The 289-nt window shown below is 49.5% G+C and carries 2 tRNA genes and 1 rRNA gene; all 3 read left to right on the top strand.

What is annotated here, in order from left to right:
* Positions 1 to 89: ribosomal RNA gene (rrf, locus tag LQ694_RS15505) — 5S ribosomal RNA — on the top strand; the annotation flags it as partial.
* Between the two features lie 27 nt (positions 90 to 116).
* Positions 117 to 192, top strand: a tRNA-Val gene (locus LQ694_RS15500).
* Positions 193 to 198: 6 nt separating this feature from the next.
* Positions 199 to 274: transfer RNA gene (locus LQ694_RS15495), tRNA-Thr, on the top strand.
* Positions 275 to 289: the final 15 nt, after the last annotated feature.

Raw genomic sequence — 289 nt, 5'->3', positions numbered from 1 at the left:
ACCTGTTCCCATGCCGAACACAGAAGTTAAGCTCTTTAGCGCCGATGGTAGTTGGGCTTACGTTCCGCGAGAGTAGGACGTTGCCGGGCAAGTAATAATATTACATAATTTTAAATGGAGAATTAGCTCAGCTGGGAGAGCATCTGCCTTACAAGCAGAGGGTCGGCGGTTCGAACCCGTCATTCTCCACCATTTAAAGCCGGCCTAGCTCAACTGGTAGAGCAACTGACTTGTAATCAGTAGGTTGGGGGTTCAAGTCCTCTGGCCGGCACCATGTTTTAGAGCCATT

Origin of the sequence: Mammaliicoccus sp. P-M58, from assembly GCF_022386165.1 — a bacterium.
Lineage (GTDB): Bacteria > Bacillota > Bacilli > Staphylococcales > Staphylococcaceae > Mammaliicoccus > Mammaliicoccus sciuri.
Note: the sequence above shows the minus strand (reverse complement) of the source record. Positions and strands in the feature narration are given on the sequence as shown.